The organism is Brevibacterium sp. BDJS002 (genome assembly GCF_028201555.1).
Classification (GTDB): domain Bacteria; phylum Actinomycetota; class Actinomycetes; order Actinomycetales; family Brevibacteriaceae; genus Brevibacterium; species Brevibacterium aurantiacum.
Genome location: NZ_CP116392.1, coordinates 3,885,311 through 3,898,803 on the forward strand (window position 1 = coordinate 3,885,311; position 13,493 = coordinate 3,898,803).

The 13,493-nt window shown below is 63.6% G+C and carries 11 protein-coding genes and 1 pseudogene; 6 read left to right on the forward strand and 6 right to left on the reverse strand.

Annotated elements, in window-relative coordinates; all coding sequences use genetic code 11:
* Nucleotides 1–152: 152 nt before the first annotated feature.
* Both PGC08_RS19600 and PGC08_RS17945 read left to right on the forward strand, forming a co-directional pair.
* A pseudogene (locus PGC08_RS19600) lies at nucleotides 153–263 on the forward strand (hypothetical protein); the annotation flags it as partial.
* Between the two features lie 49 nt (nucleotides 264–312).
* A complete protein-coding gene (locus PGC08_RS17945; RefSeq protein WP_442868139.1) occupies nucleotides 313–2,739 on the forward strand; it encodes an ATP-dependent Clp protease ATP-binding subunit in 2,427 nt (808 codons plus the stop codon).
* A gap of 136 nt (nucleotides 2,740–2,875) precedes the next feature.
* Here PGC08_RS17945 and PGC08_RS17950 read toward each other — a convergent pair whose 3' ends face one another.
* From PGC08_RS17950 to PGC08_RS17960, 3 genes are all read right to left on the reverse strand, one after another.
* A complete protein-coding gene (locus PGC08_RS17950) occupies nucleotides 2,876–3,985 on the reverse strand; it encodes an HTTM domain-containing protein (protein WP_009881849.1) in 1,110 nt (369 codons plus the stop codon).
* Complete coding sequence (locus tag PGC08_RS17955; protein ID WP_009882333.1) at nucleotides 3,975–4,766, reverse strand: DUF5819 family protein; 792 nt, start codon at nucleotides 4,764–4,766, stop codon at nucleotides 3,975–3,977. The genes PGC08_RS17950 and PGC08_RS17955 overlap by 11 nt, the downstream gene beginning before the upstream one ends.
* Nucleotides 4,767–5,029: 263 nt before the next feature.
* Entirely contained in the window at nucleotides 5,030–6,205 is a 1,176-nt protein-coding gene (locus PGC08_RS17960; RefSeq protein ID WP_009882332.1) for a CaiB/BaiF CoA transferase family protein, read from the reverse strand.
* A 209-nt stretch (nucleotides 6,206–6,414) separates the two neighbouring features.
* Here PGC08_RS17960 and PGC08_RS17965 point away from each other — a divergent pair, with 209 nt between their 5' ends.
* Both PGC08_RS17965 and PGC08_RS17970 read left to right on the forward strand, forming a co-directional pair.
* A complete protein-coding gene (locus tag PGC08_RS17965) occupies nucleotides 6,415–7,437 on the forward strand; it encodes an agmatine deiminase family protein (protein WP_271709053.1) in 1,023 nt (340 codons plus the stop codon).
* Between the two features lie 182 nt (nucleotides 7,438–7,619).
* On the forward strand, nucleotides 7,620–8,033 hold the full coding sequence (locus PGC08_RS17970; protein ID WP_180959452.1) for a YtxH domain-containing protein: 414 nt from the start codon (nucleotides 7,620–7,622) through the stop codon (nucleotides 8,031–8,033).
* Between the two features lie 121 nt (nucleotides 8,034–8,154).
* Here the strand turns inward: PGC08_RS17970 and cls are convergent, their stop codons facing one another.
* The gene (cls, locus tag PGC08_RS17975) at nucleotides 8,155–9,651 is read right to left on the reverse strand and encodes a cardiolipin synthase (RefSeq protein WP_101597920.1); all 1,497 of its coding nucleotides are present in this window, start codon (nucleotides 9,649–9,651) and stop codon (nucleotides 8,155–8,157) included.
* A gap of 308 nt (nucleotides 9,652–9,959) precedes the next feature.
* On the opposite strand from cls, the gene PGC08_RS17980 reads away from it, so the two are divergent.
* A complete protein-coding gene (locus PGC08_RS17980) occupies nucleotides 9,960–10,586 on the forward strand; it encodes an NUDIX hydrolase (RefSeq protein ID WP_271709054.1) in 627 nt (208 codons plus the stop codon).
* 55 nt (nucleotides 10,587–10,641) lie between these two features.
* Here PGC08_RS17980 and PGC08_RS17985 read toward each other — a convergent pair whose 3' ends face one another.
* Nucleotides 10,642–11,499: an enoyl-CoA hydratase-related protein gene (locus tag PGC08_RS17985; RefSeq protein ID WP_271709055.1), complete on the reverse strand. Its 858-nt coding sequence runs from the start codon at nucleotides 11,497–11,499 to the stop codon at nucleotides 10,642–10,644.
* Between the two features lie 32 nt (nucleotides 11,500–11,531).
* The gene (locus PGC08_RS17990; protein WP_271709056.1) at nucleotides 11,532–12,815 is read right to left on the reverse strand and encodes an MFS transporter; all 1,284 of its coding nucleotides are present in this window, start codon (nucleotides 12,813–12,815) and stop codon (nucleotides 11,532–11,534) included.
* Between the two features lie 173 nt (nucleotides 12,816–12,988).
* On the opposite strand from PGC08_RS17990, the gene PGC08_RS17995 reads away from it, so the two are divergent.
* Nucleotides 12,989–13,429 carry a TM2 domain-containing protein gene (locus tag PGC08_RS17995; protein ID WP_271709057.1) on the forward strand — a complete coding sequence of 147 codons (441 nt, stop codon included), beginning with the start codon at nucleotides 12,989–12,991 and terminating at the stop codon, nucleotides 13,427–13,429.
* The last annotated feature ends 64 nt before the right edge of the window (nucleotides 13,430–13,493 follow it).

Consider the following 13,493-nt stretch of genomic DNA (forward strand, 5'->3'; position numbering starts at 1 on the left):
GTGCGCCTGCGTGACATGCTCCCCGCGAGGAGGCGGATTCTCGGGTTTTTCTAAAGTTGAGTGGAATAGACTCAACTTTGTTGGTGTTGAACTCTTCGAGAGCAATTACTGTTCACGGAACACTTGTGAAGGAGATGCGCATGGACGCACAGATGACAACCAAATCACGCGAGACGCTGCAGTCCGCGATCAATGACGTCGTGGCCAGGAGGAACAACCAGGTCGAGCCCGCCCACGTGGTCGCGGCGCTGCTTGATCAGCCCGACTCACTGGCCTCGAACCTGGTGACCAAGGTCGCGCCGACCCCGGACCGTGCTCGCCGCTGTCCGTTCGACCATCGACGGCTTCCCCACCGTCAGCGGGCAGACCGTCGCCCAGCCGGGACTCTCGCGCTCCGGACTCGAGATGATGAATCTCGCGCAGGAGGAGATGACGAGCCTCGGCGATCAGTTCGTGTCGACCGAGCACCTGCTGCTCGCGGCAGCCGCAGGCAAGGACGGGGCAGGCGAAGCCCTTCGAGCCAACGGCGCCGGACGCGATGCGCTGCTGGCTGCCCTGCCCGAGCTGCGCGGAGGCAAGAAGGTCACCTCGGAAAATCCCGAGGACACGATGCAGTCGCTGGAGAAATACGGCGTCGACCTCACCGCCACCGCACGTGAGGCCAAACTCGACCCGGTCATCGGCCGCGACAAGGAGATCCGACGGGTCATCCAGGTCCTCTCCCGGAGGACGAAGAACAACCCGGTCCTCATCGGCGAACCAGGCGTCGGCAAAACCGCCGTCGTCGAGGGACTGGCTCAGCGGATCGTGGCCGGAGACGTGCCCGAATCCCTGCGCAACAAGACCCTGATCAGTCTGGACCTATCCGCAATGGTCGCCGGAGCGAAGTACCGCGGTGAATTCGAGGAGCGGTTCAAGGCCGTTCTCGAAGAGATCAAGAACGCCGATGGTCAGATCATCACGTTCATCGATGAGCTCCACACCGTCGTCGGAGCCGGAGCCACCGGTGACTCGGCGATGGATGCCGGCAACATGCTCAAACCGATGCTCGCCCGCGGTGAACTGCGCCTCGTCGGCGCAACCACCCTCGACGAGTACCGGGAGAACATCGAGAAGGACCCTGCCCTGGAACGCAGGTTCCAGCAGGTCTACGTCGGTGAGCCCAGCGTCGAGGACACGGTCGCGATTCTGCGTGGCCTCAAGGAACGCTACGAGGCCCACCACAAGGTCTCGATCAACGACGGCGCCCTGATCGCCGCGGCCACCATGTCCAATCGCTACATCACCGGGCGTCAGCTGCCGGATAAGGCCATCGACCTCGTCGACGAGGCCGCGTCCCGACTGCGCATGGAGATCGACTCGGCTCCGGTCGAGATCGATGAGCTCCGCCGCGCGGTGGACCGACTGAAGATGGAGGACATGGCCCTGTCCAAGGAAACGGACACGGCTTCGATCGAACGCCTCGGCGCCCTGCGTGCCGACCTTGCCGATCGGGAAGAGGAGCTGCACGGCCTCGAGGCCACCTGGGAATCCCAGCGTGCCGGCCTCAACCGTGTCGGCGATCTGAAGACGAAGCTCGACGATCTGCGTTCCCAGGCGGACAAGGCCCAGCGCGACACGGACCTGGAGACCGCCTCACGTCTGCTCTACGGGGAGATCCCCGCCGTGCAGAAGGAGATCGACATCGCCGAGGCAGAGGAGGCCAACGCTGAGACCGAGACCGATCCGATGGTCAGCGATCGGGTCTCGAGCAATGACATCGCCGAGGTGGTCTCCGCGTGGACCGGCATCCCCGCGGGCCGCCTGCTCCAGGGGGAGATCGAGAAGCTGCTGGGCGCCGAGGATGTGCTGGGCAAGCGTCTCATCGGCCAGAAGAATGCTGTCACCGCGGTCTCGGATGCGATCCGACGCTCACGTGCCGGCATCGCCGACCCGGACCGTCCGACGGGCTCATTCCTGTTCCTCGGACCCACGGGTGTGGGCAAGACGGAGCTGGCGAAATCCCTCGCCGACTTCCTCTTCGACGATGAGAAGGCCCTGATCCGCATCGATATGAGCGAGTACGGGGAGAAGCACACCGTGTCCCGTCTCGTCGGTGCCCCTCCGGGCTACGTGGGCTATGACGAGGGCGGCCAGCTCACCGAAGCTGTGCGCCGTCGCCCCTACTCCGTCGTCCTCCTCGACGAGGTGGAGAAGGCTCACCCGAGCGTCTTCGACATCCTGCTGCAGGTCCTCGACGACGGTCGCCTCACCGACGGTCAGGGCCACACGGTCGACTTCCGGAACACGATCCTCATCCTGACGTCGAACCTCGGTTCGCAGTTCCTCGTCGACAGGTCGCTGAGCGCGCAGGAGCAGAAGGATGCGGTGCTCGGCGTCGTGCATTCGACGTTCAAGCCCGAGTTCCTCAACCGCCTCGACGACATCGTCCTCTTCGATGCTCTGAGCACCGAAGAGCTGTCCTCTATCGTCGACCTGCAGATCCAGCGTCTGGCGTCTCGACTGACCGAACGGCGGATCACGCTTGAGGTCACGGATGCCGCCGAGGACTGGCTCGCGCTAGAGGGCTATGATCCTGCGTTCGGTGCCCGGCCTCTGCGCAGGCTGGTCCAACGCGAGATCGGTGACAAGCTGGCCCGCGCGCTGCTGGCCGGCGATGTGGCCGACGGAGACGACATCGTCATCGGCCTGCCCGAGGATCCGGAGACCACCGGCCTGGAGCTCCGCCCCAAGCGGTGACGCGCCGCGTAGTCGGTGATGCGCCGCGTAGGTGAGCAGTGAGGGCCCATCGAAGTTTCAGAGCTCTGCTTCAAAGTCGAGCTCTCAAACTTCGATGGGGCCCTTCCGCTGTGTCCGCGAAGCGACGCTTAAGAGGTCAGCGCGAGGACTTCGCTTTCGCCCGTTCCATGCCGTCGCTCGTCGACTTCCACCAGCGACTCACCAGCTTGTGGAGCTTTTCGAAGCTGCGGTCGCGGATGAAGATGGCGTCGACGGCGATCATCGTCAGCGAGAACCAGGGCAGTCCCATCAGCAGGGCGATGCCCAAGTGGAAGGACAGAATGCCCAGGAGGCCGATGATTCGCGTGTACCTGTTGAAGAGCATGAACGGGAACGCGCACTGGAACAGCACCGAACCCCAGGAGATGGCCACGACCATCGGCCCCCAGGCGGTGAGCAGGTCAGAGAGCACCGGCCAGGTACCGAACTGCTGAGTCTGCAGCGGGTTGTACACCGCAAATCCGTGCTGCCAGGCGGCACCGCCTGCCTTGTAGAGACCACCCGACATGTAGATCGCACAGACCTGGAAGGCCAGCACGACGATCGCCAAGTTGTTGGCCATGATGAGGACCCAGCGATAACTGCCGCCATCGGTGTCGGGGAACTCCGGGTTCTGCTTTCTCTTGCGTTTGGCGTCCAATGACCATCGGCGAGTGGTGTCGGCGAAGAGCATCGCGATCATGAACATGCGATACGCGTTGTCACCCTGATCCCCGGCACCGTCGTTGAGCTCGATGAAGCTGACCCACAGGACGAGGTAGAAGGGCAGGACGATGCGTGTCCGCCATCCCAGGACGATGACGACGGCGAGGATCGCCAGACCGATCATCATGATGGTGAACAAGGCAGGGTTGGTCACTGCGCGGTGGAAGAGGGAGAACAGCCAGATGTTGGGGAAGTCGCTCTTGGGTTCGGCGATCTCACCGTTCCAGGCGCTGCCCACGCCGAAGGTGTAGTGCCGGGCGTTGAAGTTCGTCAGCAGAATGCCGAGCCCGGTCAGGCCGATGAGGATACGGGTCACCGCGAGACCATAAGTGGCGTGGTAACGCCCGGTGAGCATTTCCTCCAGCCAGTTCCACCCGCGTGAAATGCTGCCTAGGACGCGTGAGGCGAGCGGAATGTTCTCATTCGAATCCGCCTGCGTCTGCGCTTGTGAGTCCACTTCGGGTTCGTCACCCTTGACCTTGGTGTTCCTGTCACTGCTCATCTGCACACCTCACTTCATCGGAGGCACAGAAGTACTTCGCGAACTCCTCATCAGACTGGTGTGGTTCGCTCACCAGTGCTCGCCACCCGACCGGAACCGGCTGGATGTTCGGTCGTTCGGCATCATCGTCATTGCGCTGCGCGAACGGGACGACGTTCTGCCGAGCCGCCTGGTACTGGACGCGCTGGACGTCCTCGCCCCAGATCGCCTTGGCCACCTGTGTCGCATACGCCGTGGCCAGGTGCTCGCTCTCGAGATATCCGCCCACAGCACCATCGGGGTCCTCGTACTCCTTCAACTTCGTCGTCAGTCGGTCGACCGAGTCATCACCCTTGAAGTAGTCGAGCTTGACGATTGCCTTCTGATCATTGGGCAGGTCCTCCCACGATCCCTTGATATCGGAGGCTACTCCGATGCCCAGGCCGGCCGAGCGCGGCGGGAAGGGCCTGTAGGTCGAATGGTCGAGTTCGACATCGGTGGCTCGCACCCAGTCGGTGACCTCTTCGCCGCCGCCGTCGGTCTTGACGACCGCGCGGACGTCGAAGTAGTAGTCGCCGTTGATCGGCTCAGGAGCGAATACGCTCCATGACTGACCCCACAGGGGAATCATGTACTCCGAGAGCAGGTTCCCGGGGATCACCTGTCGCGCCGTCGACGACGGGGCGATCCAGAGGAAGCTTGCGAGCAGGTGGAACGCGGTCAGCAGCATGGCCACAACCATCAGTACGCGTTTGACGACCGGCCTCCCGGCGGCCTTCGTCTCAGTCTTGTCTGTGTCCATCTCAGTCCTGGATTATGGGCGCCACTTCGCGAAATCCGCCTTGACCAGAAGTGGACTGCTCAGGATCTCCCCAGTGACTAGGGTGCTTTCATACAGACTCTAGGGTACGTCAGTGAATCCGGAAGTTCAGCCCGAACAACCCAGGTGTTTTACGAACCCACCCTGTTCCCACGCCTGCCGCAGCCAGAGTTCATGCGCCCAGGGTCATGACTGGTGCCATGACGTCGACCATGACTCTGGTCGTGACGGTGAAGTGACTGCCCTCATCGTTGACCGCGCAGCCATTCCTTGACCGCGTCGGTGCTCTCCCCCAAGGTCGGCGGCGCAAGATCGTAGCTGGCCGGAGTCTCTGACAGACGGATCGGATTGGCCACCGTCGGGATCACGCGATCCCCGGCCCCCGCCTCGGCGACGGGCTCAAGTCCCAGCGACGATGCCAGCTCAACACCCTGGGCGATCGTGTTGATCGGGGCGCACGGCAGACCTGCCGCGGAGAGGATGTCGAACCATTCCTGGTTCGTCTTCTCACTCAGTGCGGCGATGAGCTCGGGTTCGAGTTCTCCACGATTCTCGTTGCGGTCGGAGAAGTTCGCGAAGCGTTCATCCTCGGCCCACTCGGGGTGGCCGAGCACGGAGGCCAATGATCTGAACTGGTTGTCATTGCCTACGGCGATGATGATCTGCCCTTCGGCAGTGGGCATCGGCTGGTAGGGGTAGAGGCTCGGGTGGGCGTTGCCCATGGCCTGCGGAACGACGCCACCGGCAACGTACGCCGAGGTCTGGTTCGCCAGTCCCGACAGCGCCGAGGACAGCAGGTTCGTCTCAACCAGCTGCCCCTGACCGGTGTCCTTGCGGTGGGCCAATGCGGCCAGGATCCCGACCGTGGTGTGCAGACCGGTGAACACGTCGACGACGGCGACACCGGCCTTGACCGGGCCCGACTCCTGGGATCCGGTCACGCTCATGAAACCCGACAGCCCCTGGATGAGCAGATCGTAGCCGGGCTGCGGGTTGTCGCGCCCGAACCCGGTCACCGAAGCGTAGATGATGCCTGGATTCTCGGCCTTGACGGTCTCGTAGTCGAGCCCGTACTTGGCCAGACCACCGGCCTTGAAATTCTCCACCAGAATATCCGCCCGCCGGGCCAGTTCCTGTGCCAGCCCCAGGTCGTCTTCGTCCTTGAAGTCGAGGACCACGGAATGCTTGTTCCGGTTCGCCGTGAGGAAGTACGTCGCATCGTCCCCGCGCCGAGGTGGCGCCCAGTGCCGAGTGTCATCACCGGTCCTGCCCTCGACCTTGATGACCGTGGCCCCGAGGTCCGCGAGCATCATCGTCGCGTAGGGCCCCGCGAGCACTCGTGAGAAGTCAGCGACGACCACGCCCGACAACGGGCCCGTGCCCGAGCGAGAGAAGAGTTCCTGCAGATCCTGCTGTTCCACGTACTGCCTCCCATGGCGAGTTCGAACCCTGTCATCCAGGAATCCTGTCATTCACGTCAGACTATACGGACCCGCCCCTCACCGCCCGAGGTGGTGCCTACATCGCCCAGAGTGGTGCGAAATCCGTTGACCCCCAGGAGCCGAATCTCGCTACACTCGGGACAAGCCACGCTTCCTCAGACTCGAAGGGATGAACGATGACGTTTCACATGCCCGCGGAAACAGCCGCCCATGACCGCATCTGGATGGCATTCCCATCCTCTGGATACGCCTTGGGCGATACCGAAGATGAGGCAGAGGCCGCCCGCCGCACCTGGGCCGCCGTGGCCCGTGCCACCAGCGAGTTCACGCCGGTGACTGTGGTGGTGTCAACGTCGCAGACAGACCATGCCCACCGCCACCTCGGCGAGGGGATCAGCCATCCGATCACCGTCGTCAACGCAGAACTCGATGATGCGTGGATGCGTGACATCGGTCCCAGCTTCGTCGTCGACGACAACGGTAAGCTGCACGCCGTGGACTGGGTCTTCAACGGCTGGGGCGCTCAGGAATGGGCGACATGGGATCACGATCAGCACATCGGCCGCTTCGTTGCGAACCAGGCCGGCGTCCCGATCCTGGACTCCCAGCTGCGCAATGAGGGCGGTGGCTTCCACGTCGACGGGCAGGGCACGGTGCTGGCCACGCGCAGCGTGCAGCTGGATCCGGGCCGCAACCCCGACCTGACCGAGGCCGATGTGGAGGCCGAATTCGCCCGCACCATCGGGGCGAAGAAGGTCATGTGGCTCGACCACGGTCTCTACCGCGACAATCAGACCTTCGGCACGCGCGGCCACGTCGACATCGTCGCGGCCATGCCCAGCCCTGGTGTCGTCCTCATCCACGATCAGCGCAATCCCGAACACCCGGACTTCGAGTTCTCTCAGTCGCTCAAGACCCAGTTCAGGGCCGAGACCACAGCGGAGGGCCAGCCCTTCGAGGTCGTAGCGATCCCGGCGCCCGAGGTGCTGCGCGATGACGAGGGGTGGGTCGACTACTCCTACGTCAACCATCTCGTCACCAATGACGGGGTCATCGCCTGCACCTTCGACGATCCGATGGACGCCGAGGCGGTGTCCGTGCTTGAGCAGGTGTACCCGGGCCGCAAGGTCGTCGGCGTCGACGCTCGCGAACTCTATGCTCGCGGCGGAGGAATCCACTGCATCACCCAGCAGCAGCCCACGGTGGACTGAACGCCGAAGAACTGTATCTTCTCCACAAATCTGGGACGATATTCTTTCACGAGGGAACCATCTGCAGTATAAGGTGGTGAACCAGGACACAGTGCCGATGCGCACGACCGCCGTTCACCGTCGGTCCGAGCACTCACACGTGTTGCATGCAGTCACGGCAAGCTGAGAAGGAGAGCAGGAAAATGAAGAAGCGATTGATTCTCCTGGCTGGTCTGGGAGTCGGTTACGTACTCGGATCACGCACCGGACGTCAGAGCTACGAGAAGCTCAAGGCCCAGGCACAGGATCTCTGGACCGACCCGCGAGTGCAGGACACCGTTGAGAAGGCGAACCAGTCGATCCGCGAGAAGTCACCGGCTGTCGCCGATGCTGTCCAGACTGCAGCCGACAAGGTCAACTCCGCTGCCGGAGCCGGCCCAACGAGCACCGGCGCCGCAGGAGCAGGAGCCGCTGGGGCGGGCGCTTCAGGCGCCAAGTCTGCCGGTGCCACCGGCGGCCAGTCCACCGGTACGCCGGAGGTCGAGGACGATGTCATCGCTGATCCCATGCGCGACATCGATGACGAAGGCCCTGCCGGACTCTCCGAAGACACCTGAGTCTCGCGCACCTGAGACTCTCACACTGAATGCTCCCGCACACCGATCGGTGTGCGGGAGCATTGTCATATCCGGCGAGGTTCAGCGCGGTGCAGCGCGGCCCGTCGCCGTTGAGCCCGGTTCAGAGCAGCGAGCTCGTGAGCCGGGCGACGTTCTCCACATACTTATGCAGCAGGGGCCTGTCGTTCCACCTCTCGGCATCGAGCTCAACGGAGTTCGGAGCGTATCTCTGCGCCTCGAGGTCATACATCCGCTGCGTGAATTCCTTATCGACGATGAACATCGTGACCTCCATGTTCATGGCAAACGAACGCTCATCCATGTTCGAGGACCCGATGATCGAGACCTCGTCGTCGATGAGGAGGAACTTCGAATGCAGAACCGTCGGTGCGTGATAGAGGAAGATCCGGACACCGGCTCGCACCAGGTCGGCGTAATAGGACTGCTGCGCCCGCTGCGTGACCCAATGATCGCTCGTCTCCCCCACGTACAGGCGCACGTCGACGCCGGACCGGGCCTCGGTGGTGAGCGCGTGCATGAGCGATTCGTCGGGCACGAAGTACGGTGAGCAGACGACGACGCTGCGGTTCGCGTTGTAGATGAGGTGGTTGAACAGACGCAGGTTGTTCTCATCTTCGAACCCTGGCCCCGAGGGGACTACCTGCGCCTGGATGCCACCGTTCTGAGGGGCCTGGGGTTCTCCTTGGGACGAATCGTCGAAGAGCTCTCCGGTCTCCGAATACCAGTCCGTGACGAAGACAGCATCGAGTTCATCGACGACGGGGCCGGTGCACTTCAGCGACAGATCCATCCACTGGAAGCCCTTCCGCAGGTTGCGCCGCTTGTTATAGGACCGGTCGATGATGTTCTGTGAACCGGTGAAGGCGACGGTTCCGTCGACGACGAGGATCTTCCGGTGGTTGCGCAGGTCGGGTCGCTGGTACTCGCCCCTCCAGGGGCGGATCGGCAGGGATCGGCGCCATTGCACCCCGGAGGAGTTGAGCCTCTTCACCAGCTCCGAGTAGCCCGGGTAGCCAAGGGAGCCCAGATGGTCGATGAGGATTCTCACCTCCACCCCACGCTCATGCGCGGCCAGCAGCGATTCGAAGAGCCGCCTCGTCGTGTCATCGATGGCCACGATGTAGAACTCGAAGTGGACGAATGTCGTGGCCGCATCGATCTCGTCGGCCATCGCCTCCATGCAGGCGTGGTTGTCGGTCTGGAGGTCGAAGGAGTTGCCGTGCGTCATCGGCAGCGCGCCCAGATCGAAGTTCAGCTGCGCTGCCGTGCTCAGCGGTTCGGGCATGTGGGCGAAGTCGCCGATGATCGCCCGATCATCGGTCTGGTCACGGAAGATGTCGTTGACGAGCAGCTGCTTGTCCCGCCGCCGCTTCGGCAGCTTGGCCGAGCCGAGCAGCAGGAAAGCAAGGATTCCGACGTAGGGGATGAGGAAGATCGCGAGCAGCCAGCCGAGCGCGACCGAGGGTCTGCGGTTGTGCGGAATCCAGCCCAGCGCGACGATGCGGATGACCATGTCGATGCCCAAGAGGGTGAAGATCAGCCAGTTGGGCCACGCCTGATCGATCCTGAAGAAAGGATAGATCTCCAATCCGGTCATGTCCGCACTCTTCCGGTCTGCGGGCTGTCAACGCCCGGTGTCGCGCTTCGACTCTCAAGCACCAGCCCTCAAGCTGCCTTGAGAAATTCGTCATCGTTCTCAACTGGTCTCCATCGTATCGTGCCGCATGTTCCCTGCGACGTTCGCCCCGACTCCGGCCGACCCCACCTCGGGCCTACTCGTTAGTGAGAGTCATAATGGGAGATAACGACCAGACACAGAAGCGAAGGTGCTGACAGTGATTCGAGATATCTCCCCCGAGGGTCGACCGTTCGGACCTCGCCGATTCCTCCAGCCGCGGACCCGATGTGCCCGACCCGCACGCCGTGCCGATCAAACCCGCCGTCAGCGTGCTCATGATCCGCGACGGCGCCACCGGACTCGAGGTCTTCGTCCAGCACCGGGTGTCGACCATGGACTTCGCCGCCGGCGTCGTCGTCTTCCCCGGCGGTCGCGTCGACCCCATCGATGAGCAGACCGCGGCGGCCATCGAGATCCCCGATCTGCAGAGTCATCAGGCAGCGTGGAAAGACTCCACCATCGCCGAGGTGGCCGACGGTTGGCGCATCCTGCTCGCCACCGCTGTGCGTGAGGTCGAGGAGGAGACTGGCGCCGTGCTCGATCCTGCCGGCTTGAAGCCATGGGCGAACTGGGTCACCCCGGCCGGACGGCCTAAACGCTTCGACACCTATTTCTATGCCCTCTCGGCCGGTGACCTCGAGTCAGCCCACCATCAGACCACCGAAGCCCATTCGAGCGAATGGATGCCGGTGGCCGAGATCCTGACCGCCGAAGCCGAGGAACGCCTCAAGCTCATGCGCCCGACACTCGTGCTGCTGCGTGAGCTCGACACGTTCGACACCGTCGCCGAGGTGGTCGGATCCGAACGGAGCATCGACCCGGTCCGTCCGGAGTTCCCCGGAAAACACGGCTGAGTTGTCACACACCGCGAAGGGGTGGCTGGACCTCGGCCCTTCGATTTCTTGGCCTTCAGCCCTTCGATTTCTTGGCCATGGCGGCCAGCCGATCTGTGACGACTTTGCGCTGCTCGTCGGTGCCGATGAGGGAGGCCAAGGCCTCCTGCTCGGCATCGAGGCCAGTGGCCAGGTCGGCCTCAAAGGAGAGATCGACGAGCTTCTTCGCCCAGACCAGCGCCGAGCGTGATTTTCCGGCGATGTCGGCGGCGAGCGCAAGGGCTCGCTCGACCGGGTCCTCGGCGACTTCTTCGACGAGACCGATCCGCAGGGCTTCCTCGGCTCCGATGGCCTCACCTGTGGCGATGAGCTTCTTCGCTATTCCGGGTCCGACCAGGCGCGGCAGGAGCTGAGTCCCGCACATGTCCGGGATGATCCCCCACTTGATCTCCATCAGCGACAGCTGAACGTCCTTGCCAGCGATGCGGATGTCGGCACCCAGCGCGATCTGCATCCCACCGCCGAGCGCGGGGCCCCTGATCCCCGCGATGACGGGCACCTCGATGAGCGACCACACATGCACGGCCTTCTGCGCCAGCGCCCGAGCCGATCCGAGACGCTCACCGACGTCGACGGCACCGCCGGTCGCTGCTGCAGACCCAGCCCCAGCCTCGGCGGCCGACGTGGTTGCAGTGCCGTCCTGCGCGAGCCTGGACATCTCGGTGAAGTCCAGGCCAGCACTGAACGCCCGCCCGCGGCCGGAGAGCACGACGGCCCTGACCTCAGTCGATTCCCTGAGCGCGAGGCCGACCTCGACGAGGTCTTCGAACACCTCTCTGGTCAGTGAGTTGAGCTTCTCGGCGCGGTCGATCTCCACATGGGCGACGCCCCGGTCGATCGTATAGGTGACGTTCGAATGTGCTGCGTGGGGCATGAAGTCCTCCGGTTCTTAAGCTGAACGAATGATCAGCTGCGTTTCTTGAACCCTATCGAAGCCCCGGTCAACGTCAAGATGAGAACGGCGAACAACGAGGTCATGCACATGACGACCACGCCCGGCCACGCGAAATCGGTGAACAGAACCGCCGACAGCCAGGCGCCCAGGCTGGTGCCCAGATAGTAGACGGTGAGGTAGATGGCCGCCGATCGGGTGGAGTCGACACCGGGCCGTGAGGCGCTGGCTGACGCGGATGCGCCCGTGTGGCCGAGGAAGAAGCCGCCGGTGAGCAGGGACATGCCGATGATGATCACCGGCAGATCATCGACGAGAGTGAGTCCGGCACCGGCGAGCGCCGTGATCATGCCGATCAGCGTCAGCGAGGTGCGCGAGAGCTTCGTGGCCAGGCGCCCGTAATACGTGGTCACGACGGTGCCGACGAGGTAGATGAGGAAGAACAGGGCGACAGCACCCTCGCTCAGGTACCAAGGGTCCTGCTGCAGCCGGGTGCCGAGCATCGTGAAGGACCCGCCGAAGACGATCATGCAGAGGAAGCCCGTGAGGTAGATCCGCCACAGCCCCGATCTCAGCGGAATGATCGCTCGCCGAGGTGGCCGCCCCGCATCCGTGACATCCGCGGTGTCCGGCTCGGTCGTTGAAGTACCCGACTCGGTCGTCGATGGGTTCGCGTCCGGTTCGGTGGCTTCTCGTGCGGCGACTGCTCGCGCCGTGGTGAACAGATCGTGGCGCAGCAGCCAGACGACGATGAGCCCGAAGACCAGTGAGATGACCGCGGTGAACGCCAAGCCGCCATGCCAGCCGAGGACTTCCGCAGCGAGTCCCGTGAGCAGTCGGGAAGAGAGACCTCCGATGGTATTGCCGGCGATGTAGACGCCGATCGCCCCGGGCAGCGCCTGAGCCGGCAGCCGCAGCGAAAGATAGGCCATTGCGGTGGCAGGCACCGAGGCGATCGCCACGCCTTGGAGGAAGCGGACCGCGATGAGCAGTTCGGGGCTCGGCATGAACGGCAGGATGAGCGCGAGGAGCGCGGCCAGGACCACGCCGCCGGCGATCTGCCTGGCATGCCCGATGCGCGGGGCGAGCACGGAGAACGGGATGAGGAAGACGGCCATGGCAACGTTGGTGGCGGAGACCGTCAGGCTCGCTGTGGGAGCGTCGATGTCGTAGGCGCCGCGGATGGCGGGGAGCAGTCCCTGCGTCTCATAGAGCACGAGGAAGACCGAGACTCCGGCCAAGAACACCGCCACGATGGTTCGCCGAGTACTCGTCGCGCTCGGCTCACCAGTACTCATAGATCCAACGCTATGCCGATACTGGGGAAAACCCCAATGCGCGAACACTCACGTGCTTCCTAGGCTGTACTCAGATCCCCCACCTGACGCCCATCCCCGGTTCTCCGCGGCACGTCGATCACATCACGTCGATCGCTCCCCGGAGAGCGGCGACGCAAGAGAAGGAGAACACCGTGTCCGTGTCGTCTCTGGTCCCCGAACTGCCCTCCATCGACCCCTTCGATTCCCTCAATTCCCTTGACTCCCTTGAACGTCCGGGTTCCGTGAAACGACCGAACTCCGACAATGAGGCCGAGCACAACCATCCCAACCGCTCCTTCTTCGTCACCTGGCTCCTATCGCTCCTGCTGGGCTTCCTCGGTGCCGACCGCCTCTACACGGGACGCTTCCTCACCGGCGGGCTCAAGCTGGTCAGCCTCGGCGGACTGGGCCTGTGGTGGGTCATCGACCTCGTCATCGTCATGGCCGGCGGACTTCGCTACGACCACCGTCCCCTCAGCGGTTACGACTCCTGGAAGGAAGTCGCGTGGATCGCCACGGGGTTCCTCCTCATCATCGGCTACTCCCTCCAGCTCGACGAACTGGTCCAGGCGCTGCTCATACGAGTGTTCTGAGCCAGACGGGCGGAAATTTAGCCCACCCTTTCCTGAAATCCCCGTGTTCTCGGTTTAGGCTCGC

What these genes read in the sequence shown, in the direction of transcription:
- PGC08_RS17985 (WP_271709055.1), bottom strand. Translation starts at nt 11,499, where the DNA reads ATGCCCCACGCAGCACATTCGAACGTCACCTATACGATCGACCGGGGC.
- cls (WP_101597920.1), bottom strand. Translation starts at nt 9,651, where the DNA reads ATGACCGGATTGGAGATCTATCCTTTCTTCAGGATCGATCAGGCGTGG.
- PGC08_RS17950 (WP_009881849.1), bottom strand. Translation starts at nt 3,985, where the DNA reads ATGAGCAGTGACAGGAACACCAAGGTCAAGGGTGACGAACCCGAAGTG.
- PGC08_RS17970 (WP_180959452.1), top strand. Translation starts at nt 7,620, where the DNA reads ATGAAGAAGCGATTGATTCTCCTGGCTGGTCTGGGAGTCGGTTACGTA.
- PGC08_RS17965 (WP_271709053.1), top strand. Translation starts at nt 6,415, where the DNA reads ATGCCCGCGGAAACAGCCGCCCATGACCGCATCTGGATGGCATTCCCA.
- PGC08_RS17990 (WP_271709056.1), bottom strand. Translation starts at nt 12,815, where the DNA reads ATGAGTACTGGTGAGCCGAGCGCGACGAGTACTCGGCGAACCATCGTG.
- PGC08_RS17955 (WP_009882333.1), bottom strand. Translation starts at nt 4,766, where the DNA reads ATGGACACAGACAAGACTGAGACGAAGGCCGCCGGGAGGCCGGTCGTC.